The sequence below is a fragment of the Streptomyces sp. NPDC050534 genome (assembly GCF_044457745.1).
In the GTDB taxonomy this organism is placed as follows: Bacteria; Actinomycetota; Actinomycetes; order Streptomycetales; family Streptomycetaceae; genus Streptomyces.
In genome coordinates this window covers 19655-28124 of the sequence record NZ_JBITHF010000030.1, presented here as the reverse complement: position 1 = coordinate 28124, position 8470 = coordinate 19655, and the positions used below count along the sequence as shown (strand labels likewise).

Here is an 8470-nt window from a genome sequence, read left to right as displayed (position 1 = left end):
CGGTCCAGGACGAGGGCGTGGTCCGAGGAGATGATGCGGTTGCCGTCGATCTCCAGGCCCGGCAGCGACTTCGGCACGGAGCCGGTCGCCAGCAGGACGTGGCGGCCCTCGACACGCCGGCCGTTCACGTCGACGGAGGTGGGCGAGGACAGCCGGCCCTCACCCTCGATGTACGTCACCTTGCGGGAGGCGATGAGTCCCTGCAGGCCCTTGTAGAGCCCGGAGACGACGCCGTCCTTGTACTTGTGGACGGCGGGGACGTCGATGCCCTCGAAGGTGGCCTTCACGCCGAACTGCTCGCTCTCGCGGGCCTGGTCGGCGATCTCGCCCGCGTGCAGCAGGGCCTTGGTGGGGATGCACCCTCGGTGCAGGCAGGTACCGCCGACCTTGTCCTTCTCGATCAGGGCGACGTCCAGGCCCAGCTGCGCCCCGCGCAGGGCCGCGGCGTAACCACCGCTACCACCGCCGAGGATCACTAGGTCGAAAACGGTGCTGGCGTCGTTCGCCACGTCACGTCCTCCATGCATGTGCGCCGTACGCCGGTCAGCAGTGACCGGGCGGCGGCTGGTGTCCGGCCGCTCTTTCTTCGGCCCTGTGGTGGGGGCCCTGTCCTGCCGTGGCCCATCTTCGCACTTGTCGGAGGTGAACGAGACGCCGGGCCGGTGTGTGAGACGTCCCACGTTCACTTGAGCACCGGACGGAAAAAGGGGGCTCCGCCCTACCCGCGTGCGGAGCCCCCTCACTCATTTCTGCATCAGCCCAGGTCGCCCGAGGCGGTCAGCTCCGCGAGCCGGACCAGGGTCCGCACCGCCGTACCCGTGCCGCCCTTCGGGGTGTAGCCGAACGGGCCGCCCTCGTTGAAGGCCGGGCCCGCGATGTCCAGGTGGGCCCAGGTGATGCCGTCGCCGACGAACTCACGCAGGAAGAGACCCGCGACGAGGCCGCCGCCCATCCGCTCGCCCATGTTGGCGATGTCGGCGGTGGGGGAGTCCATGCCCTTGCGCAGGTGCTCGGGCAGCGGCATCGGCCAGGCCGGCTCGCCGACCTCCTCGGCCGCCTCGTGCACCGCGGAGCGGAACGCGTCGTCGTTCGCCATGATCCCGAAGGTCCGGCTGCCCAGCGCCAGCATCATCGCGCCGGTGAGGGTCGCGACGTCCACGATGGCGTCCGGCTTCTCCTGGGAGGCGGCCCACAGCGCGTCCGCCAGCACCAGCCGGCCCTCGGCGTCGGTGTTGAGGACCTCGACCGTCTTGCCGCTGTACATGCGCAGCACGTCACCCGGTCGGGTCGCGGAGCCCGACGGCATGTTCTCGGCGAGCGCCAGCCAGCCGGTGACGTTCACGTCCAGGCCCAGGCGCGCGGCGGCGACCACGGCGGCGAAGACCGCCGCGGCGCCGCTCATGTCGCACTTCATCGTCTCGTTGTGGCCCGCCGGCTTCAGCGAGATGCCGCCCGAGTCGTAGGTGATGCCCTTGCCGACGAACGCGAGGTGCTTCTTCGCCTTGGAGGGCGTGTACGACAGCTTGACCAGCCGCGGCCCCGCCGCGGAACCCGCGCCGACGCCGAGGATGCCGCCGTAGCCGCCCTTCTCCAGCGCCTTGACGTCGAGCACCTGCACCTTGATGCCGTGCTCCTTGGCCGCGGCCAGCGCCACGGCGGCGAACGCCTCCGGGTTGAGGTCGTTCGGCGGGGTGTTGATCAGGTCGCGGGCGCGGTTGAGCTCCTCGGCGACGGCGACGGCGCGCTGGACGGCGGCCTTGTGCTCCTTGTCGCGGGGCTTGGCGCCGAGCAGCGCGGCCTCGGCGAGCGGGGCCTTGCCGTTCTTGGGGTCCTTGCCGTTCTCCTTGTAGGCGTCGAAGGAGTACGCGCCCAGCAGCACGCCCTCGCCGATCGCGCACACGTCGGCGGCGTCGCCGACGGGCAGGGCGAAGGCGGCCTTCTTGGCTCCGGTGAGGGCACGGGCGGCCGAGCCCGCGGCCGCGCGCAGGGCCTCGGCGTCGAAGGCTGCCTGCGCGTCCTTGCCGGGCTCCTGGCCGAGGCCCACCGCCACCACGAGCGGGGCCTTGAAGCCGGAGGGCGCGGGCAGCTTCGTCACCTCGCCCTCGGCGCCGGACGCGCCGAGGGTTTCCAGGACGCCGGCGAGCCTGCCGTCGTAGGCCTTGTCCACGGCCTCGGCGCCCGGTGCCACGACCGGGCCCTTCGCGCCCTTGGCCACACCGATCACGATCGCGTCGGCCCGAAGACCGGGCGCCGCGGCGGTGCTGAGAGTGAGAGCAGTCACGGTGGTGAAATCTCGCTTCCGATGTGAAGTTCCTGTGGTCGATCTGTGTGGGTCGACCGGGCCCGGAAGCCGACCCTAGATCCGACCTCAGGGTGCGGTCTCAGCGGGGCCTTCCCCGGTACGGCGAACACTCGGGACGAGACTACGCGCGTGCGCGCGCTCGCTCATTCCTGACGCCGTCCTCGCATCGGCCGCGCGCGGCTCAGAAAGTACGAACCGGGGGCGTGGCGGCGCCGGTTCCGATCCCGAGGCCGGTGACCGCGGTACCGGCCAGGCGGTCGGCGAGGGAGCGGCGGGTGGGGGAGAAGACCGGGAGCGCGTTGAGGAAGAAGAGGACGACGGCCAGCGCCCACACGGTCACCGACAGCAGGAACTCGCCCTCGATGAGCAGCACGCAGGCGACGGCGTAGACGGCGATGTCGGCGGCCGTGGTGACGGCGGCCCGCACCGCGGCGCGGCGCGGCATGCTCGGGGTGACCTTCAGGCCGACGAGCCCCTTGCCGACGGTGCGCCCGGCGAAGGAGAGACAGGCCCACTGGTAGAGGAAGGTGACGACGATCAGCAGGCCGAAGGCCTCCTCCACGTCGAGCACCGCCTTGTCCCACAGCGACACCCCGAAGCCCTCGGAGGCGCCGATCACGTCGCCACGTGAGGTCAGCAGGTCGAGGCCGCCGCGGGTGGCGAGTTCGGGCACGTCGGCGACGAGCGCGGATATGCGGTGGAAGGTGAGCACGGCCAGTGCGGCGGCCAGCGCCAGCACCAGTGCGAAGTCGATGAACCAGGCCGTGGCACGGCGAAGCTTCGGCACGAACGTCCCCCGATCAAATCCCTGTGTCCGTACGGCCGATGAGACTACTGCCCCAGCGACAGCACCAGGAGGGAAACGGTCGCCGCCGTCTCGGCCAGCCCCCCGAACACGTCGCCGGTCACCCCGCCGAAGCGGCGCGTGCAGTGGCGCAGGAGAAGTTCGGCGGCGAGCAGCGCGGCAACGACCGCGACCGCAGTGCGGACGATGTCGTACGTGCCGAGGAGCGCGCCCGCGGCGGCGGTCGCGCCGGTGACGAGCACCGCCGTGAGCGCCGCCGCCCGCACCGGCACCACGCCGGCGACCGCCGCTCCGAGGCCCTCGGGGCGGGCGGCCGGCACGCCGGCGCGGGCGGCCAGGGTGAGCGCGAGGCGGGCGGCGGTCGCCGAGACGACGGCGGCCAGCGCTCCGCGGGCCCATGAGCCGCCGTAGGCCTGGGCGAGGGCGGCCACCTGGGCGAGCAGCACGAGGACGAGCGTGATCACGCCGAAGGGGCCGATGTCCGACTGCTTCATGATGCGCAGCGCGTCCTCGGCGGGCCTGCCGCTGCCGAGACCGTCGGCGGTGTCCGCGAGGCCGTCCAGGTGCAGGCCGCGGGTGAGGGCGGCGGGGACGGCGGCGGAGGCGACGGCGGCGACCAGGGCGCTCGCGCCCAGTGCCAGCAGCGCCACGCCGGCCAGGGCCGCGCAGCCGCCCACGACGGCTCCGGCGAGCGGAGCGCAGAGCATGCCGCCGCGGGCGGCGGAACGGTCCCAGCGGGTCACCGGGACGGGCAGCACGGTGAGCGTGCCGAAGGTGAAGCGGAGGCCGTCCGGCCAGGGCGTCTTGGAGGGTTCGGGCACCGGCGCAGGTTACCGGGCAGTCGGCAGCAGGGCGGCGACGGGTCTGGATACAGTGCGCATATGGGACATTGGCTCCAGCGGAACATCATCGAGCCGGGCAAGCTGCCGCTGCTGCTCGCGCTCACCGCGTTCGTGCTGACGTTCCTGCTCACCCGGGTCGTCACACGCCTCATCCGGGCGGGCAAGGGCCCCTTCGGCAACGTCAAGGCGGGCGGGGTGCACATCCACCACGTGGTGCCCGGCGTCGTCCTGACCGTCCTCGGCGGTTTCGGTGCGGTGGCCAGCAACCGGCACGGGTTCGGCGCCGCCGCTTTCGCGGTCGTCTTCGGCATCGGGGCGGGGCTGGTCCTCGACGAGTTCGCGCTGATCCTGCACCTGGACGACGTCTACTGGAGCGAGGAGGGCCGCAAGAGCGTGGAGGTGGTCGTCCTCACGGCAGCCATGGTGGGCCTGATGCTCGCGGGCTTCTCGCCGTTCGGTGTCAACGACATGAGCCAGCAGGAGCTTCAGGACCGTGGCAGCGTGATCTCGACCGTGGCCATCAACTTCCTTTTCGCCCTGGCCGTCCTGAGCAAGGGCAAGGCACGGATGGCCGTCTTCAGCGTGATCATCCCGTTCATCGGCCTGATCGGCGTCGTCCGCCTGGCCCGCCCCGCCTCCCCCTGGGCCCGGCGCTTCTACCGCAACCGCCCCCGCGCCCGTGCCAAGGCCACCCTCCGGGCCTACCACCACGACCGCCGCTGGGTGGGTCCCCGCCGCAGGTTCCAGGACTTCCTGGGCGGAAAGCCGGATCCGGCACCGGGGCGCGTGCTGAGCCGGTGACGGAACGTGGAGTGGCGGCCGGTCCGGTGCCGTCGCACGCGCCGTGTCCGCCGCAGCGCCGCCCCCACCTCGCTTCGCACCGGTCCCCGGCGGCGGTGCCGTAGCGCCGGTACCGCGCAGAGCAGGATCACCACCGCGATCGCCGCGAGGTGTTCCTTGCCGGCCAGGTTGCCCTTCAGCATGACCTCGACGGCCATCGCGGCCGTCACCGCGCCGGCCGTGACGTAGGCGCCGTAGCGCCAGCCGAGGAAGACGGCCAGGCCCACCACCGCAGCCGAGGGGCCCGTGTCGACCACGGCGGCGTCCGAGTGCGGCAGGCCGAGGGGGTTGTCGAAGCCGAGCCGGATGCCCGCGCGGGCGTAGAGCGTCCCGGCGAGGGTGGCGGCGTAGGCGATGACGAGGGTGCGGCGGAGGCCCAGGCAGAGTTCCGCGACGCCGAAGACGAACAGGACCTGGACGAGGGCGCCCCAGACGGGGAGGTCCAGGGCGGGGACGAACAGGGACAGGGGGGTGCGCAGGACGGCCAGCCACAGGGGGTCCTCCGCGCGCACCGCCCCGGTGGCCTGCACGAACCGGTAGCCCCAGGACTGGTTCTGCACCAGCTGCACGAGAGCCGTCAGCCCCACCCCCCCGAGCGTCGCCGGGACCGCCCGCCAGTGCCGCTTCAGCAGCGGCTCGCGCGCCGTGACGTACAGGAGTCCCCATTCGGCACGGGCCCAGCGGGCGAGGGCTGTCACGCGGTGGTCCTCATCTGTGTGTCTCCAGATGCCTGCGGTGCAGCCACTTCGGCAGCCCCGGCGCCTCCAGGAAGCCCTCCGCCCGCGCCGACGCGATGCCGATGCGCGGCAGGTCCGCGCTCTTCTCGAAGAGCAGGAACCGCGGCTCCCAGATGGGCCGGTACTTGGCGTTCGCGCGGTACAGCGACTCGATCTGCCACCAGCGCGAGAAGAAGCTGAGCAGCGAGCGCCAGAGCCTGAGCACCGGCCCGGCACCGAGGCGCGCCCCCCGTTCGAAGACCGAGCGGAACATGGCGAAGTTGAGCGAGACCTGGGTGATGCCGATGTCCCGGGCGCGGCGCAGCAGTTCGAGCACCATGAACTCCATCAGCCCGTTCTCGGAGTCCCGGTCGCGCCGCATGAGGTCGAGGGAGAGGCCGTGCGGCCCCCACGGCACGAAGGACAGCACCGCCCGCAACTCGCCCTTCCCGTCGGTGCATTCGAGCATCACGCACCGGCCGTCCTCGGGGTCCCCGAGCCGTCCCAGCGCCATGCTGAACCCGCGCTCGGTGGCGCCGTCGCGCCAGTCGTCCGCCCGCTGGAGCAGATACCCCATCTCGTCGGCCGGGATGTCCTCGTGCCGCCGGATGCGCACGTCGTACCCGGCCCGCTTCACCCGGTTGTAGGCCTGCCGCACGGTGCGCATGGCCCGCCCCTCCAGCGTGAACTCGGCGACCTCCACGATCGCCTCGTCACCCAGCTCCAGCGCGTTCAGGCCGTGCCGCGTGTACACGGTCCCGGCCTCCTCGCTCGCCCCCATCACCGCCGGGATCCACCCGTGCGCCCGCGCCTCGGCGAGCCACGGCTCGATGGCGCCGGGCCATGCCTCGGGGTCGCCGATGGGATCACCGGACGCCAGCGAGACACCCCCGAGGACCCGGTACGCCACCGCCGCCTTGCCCGTCGGCGACCACACCACGCTCTTCTCCCGCCGCAGCGCGAAGTACCCGAGCGAGTCCCGCTCCCCCTGCCGCTCCAGCAGCTCCCGCAGCCGCTTCTCGTCGTCCTCGGTGAGCGGGTCGACGGCGCGCCGGGAGCGGAAGGCGGCGTAGAAGACGGCCAGGACGAGGATCGTGCTGAGCACGTTGATGGCGACGTTGACCCAGTTCGGCGCGTCGACGCCGGGGAAGCGGGACTCGTCGACGGTGATGGAGACCAGCCGGAAGGTGCCGTAGCGCCAGCGCTCCAGGAACGTCGAACCGGCCGCGTCCGGCGCCTGGTTGGTGAGCGTCACCAGCAGCCCGGCGAACAGCGAGGCGGCCAGCGTGCCGCCCACCGCGACCGCGGCGGCGAGCTTCGGATTGGAGCGGTCGCCCTTGGCGTAGAACTCCCGCCGCCCGACCAGCAGGGCGACGACGAAGGCGGCGGTGAGGGCGAGCGAGACCCAGTTCTGGGCGTACTGCCGGATCTCCGGGAACGCCATCGCGAAGCCGAACAGCCCGAGGAACGGGCCCGCCAGCGCGAGGTTGAGGATCCACGCGGCGCGCTTGCGGCGCCGCATCGTGACGGCGAGGAAGGCCGTGAACACCCCGGAGGCGAAGCCCGCGGTCAGCAGGTACGGCGTGAAGAAGTTCTCCTGGTTGTGCCGCCGCACGTCCTGTCCCAGCGACACCCACACGGCACTGAGAAAGTTGACGAACGCGACGGCCCGCAAATACCAGACGGCGAAAGCGGCGGACCGCCGCGAGGCAATTCGGGCATCTCCCATGAGAGAGGATCATATGGGCGATGCCCTGATGAACCGCTCCATCTTTGGTCGCCGGTCGGTCGACTTTCGGCCCCTGTCGGGCGCCTACCCGATCTCTTCCGCCTCGGCCTCCGCGTCCTTCTTCTCGCGGTCGCCGCCGTCGTGGTCGCTGTCGCTGTCGCCGTCGCCCGAGAGCTCCGGCTTCTCCGGCAGCTCCGCGGCGAGCGCCGCCGCGGCCTGGACGAGCGGCAGCGCCAGCAGGGCGCCCGCGCCCTCGCCGACGGTCACCCCGTGCGACAGCAGCGGCTCCAGCGCCATCCGGTCCAGGGCCTTCGCCTGTCCCGGCTCCCCGCTGTCGTGCGCGGCCAGCCACCAGTCCGGCGCCCGGAACGCGACCCGCTGCGCCACCAGCGCACAGGCCGCCGCCACGACGCCGTCCAGGATCACCGGCGTCTTGCGCACCGCGCTCTGCAGCAGGAAACCCGTCATCGCGGCGAGATCGGCGCCGCCCACCGCCGTGAGCAACTGCAACTGGTCGCCCAGCACGGGCCGGGCCCGCCGCAGCGCGTCCCGGATCGCCGCGCACTTGCGCATCCACGCCAGGTCGTCGATGGCGAGCCCGCCACGCCCCGTGACGACCGAGGCGTCGGTCCCGCACAGCGCGGCGATCAGCACGCCGGCCACCGTCGTCCCGCCCACGCTCACATCGCCGAGCACCACCAGGTCCGTGCCGGAGTCGGCCTCCTCGTCGGCGACCGCGATCCCGGCGCGGAACGCCGCCTCGGCCTCCTCGGCCGTCAGTGCGTCCTCGATGTCGATACGTCCGCTGCCGCGCCGCACCCGGTGCCGTACGACCTCGTCGGGCAGCGTCTCGGGGTCGCAGTCCAGCGCCATGTCGACGACGCGCACCGGCACGCCGAGCCGGCGGGCGAGCACCGACACCGGACGGCCGCCCTCCAGGACCTCCCGCACCAGCAGTCCGGCGCTGCCCGCGGGCCGTGCCGAGATGCCCAGTTCGGCGACTCCGTGGTCACCGGCGAAGAGCACCACCCGCGGCCGTTCGATCGGCCGCACCGGCACCGCGGACTGCGCGGCGGACAGCCACTCACCCAGGTCGTCGAGCCGGCCCAGCGATCCGGGCGGCACGATCTGGCGCTCCCTGCGCGCCTCGGCGTCGCGGCGCACCCCGCCGTCCGGGCGCTCGATCAGATCGGTGAAGTCGTCGAGATTAAGCGAGCTCATTCGCCGAACAGTACC

General features: G+C 72.6%; 8 protein-coding genes. 1 reads left to right on the top strand and 7 read right to left on the bottom strand.

Annotated features, from left to right (window positions below; translation table 11 throughout):
• The 4 genes from ACIBN2_RS46530 to ACIBN2_RS46515 form a co-directional block, all read right to left on the bottom strand.
• A partial coding sequence (locus ACIBN2_RS46530) for an FAD-dependent oxidoreductase (protein WP_399143865.1) occupies window positions 1-509 on the bottom strand: 509 nt, incomplete at its 3' end.
• 245 nt (window positions 510-754) lie between these two features.
• Entirely contained in the window at window positions 755-2281 is a 1527-nt protein-coding gene (locus tag ACIBN2_RS46525; protein ID WP_399143864.1) for a leucyl aminopeptidase, read from the bottom strand.
• Window positions 2282-2483: 202 nt separating this feature from the next.
• Complete coding sequence (locus ACIBN2_RS46520) at window positions 2484-3089, bottom strand: RDD family protein (RefSeq protein ID WP_399143863.1); 606 nt, start codon at window positions 3087-3089, stop codon at window positions 2484-2486.
• Window positions 3090-3133: 44 nt separating this feature from the next.
• Window positions 3134-3928: an adenosylcobinamide-GDP ribazoletransferase gene (locus ACIBN2_RS46515; RefSeq protein WP_399143862.1), complete on the bottom strand. Its 795-nt coding sequence runs from the start codon at window positions 3926-3928 to the stop codon at window positions 3134-3136.
• Between the two features lie 60 nt (window positions 3929-3988).
• On the opposite strand from ACIBN2_RS46515, the gene ACIBN2_RS46510 reads away from it, so the two are divergent.
• Window positions 3989-4750, top strand: a complete 762-nt coding sequence (locus ACIBN2_RS46510; protein ID WP_399143861.1) for a hypothetical protein — start codon at window positions 3989-3991, stop codon at window positions 4748-4750.
• On the opposite strand, the gene ACIBN2_RS46505 is transcribed toward ACIBN2_RS46510, so the two are convergent.
• The 3 genes from ACIBN2_RS46505 to cobT form a co-directional block, all read right to left on the bottom strand.
• A complete protein-coding gene (locus ACIBN2_RS46505) occupies window positions 4651-5487 on the bottom strand; it encodes a hypothetical protein (RefSeq protein ID WP_399143860.1) in 837 nt (278 codons plus the stop codon). The two genes, ACIBN2_RS46510 and ACIBN2_RS46505, sit on opposite strands and share 100 nt — an antisense overlap.
• Window positions 5488-5497: 10 nt before the next feature.
• On the bottom strand, window positions 5498-7234 hold the full coding sequence (locus ACIBN2_RS46500; protein WP_399143859.1) for a phosphatidylglycerol lysyltransferase domain-containing protein: 1737 nt from the start codon (window positions 7232-7234) through the stop codon (window positions 5498-5500).
• A gap of 84 nt (window positions 7235-7318) precedes the next feature.
• Window positions 7319-8455 (bottom strand): nicotinate-nucleotide--dimethylbenzimidazole phosphoribosyltransferase, encoded by a 1137-nt coding sequence (cobT, locus tag ACIBN2_RS46495; RefSeq protein WP_399143858.1) that lies wholly within the window; start codon window positions 8453-8455, stop codon window positions 7319-7321.
• Between the last annotated feature and the right edge of the window lie 15 nt (window positions 8456-8470).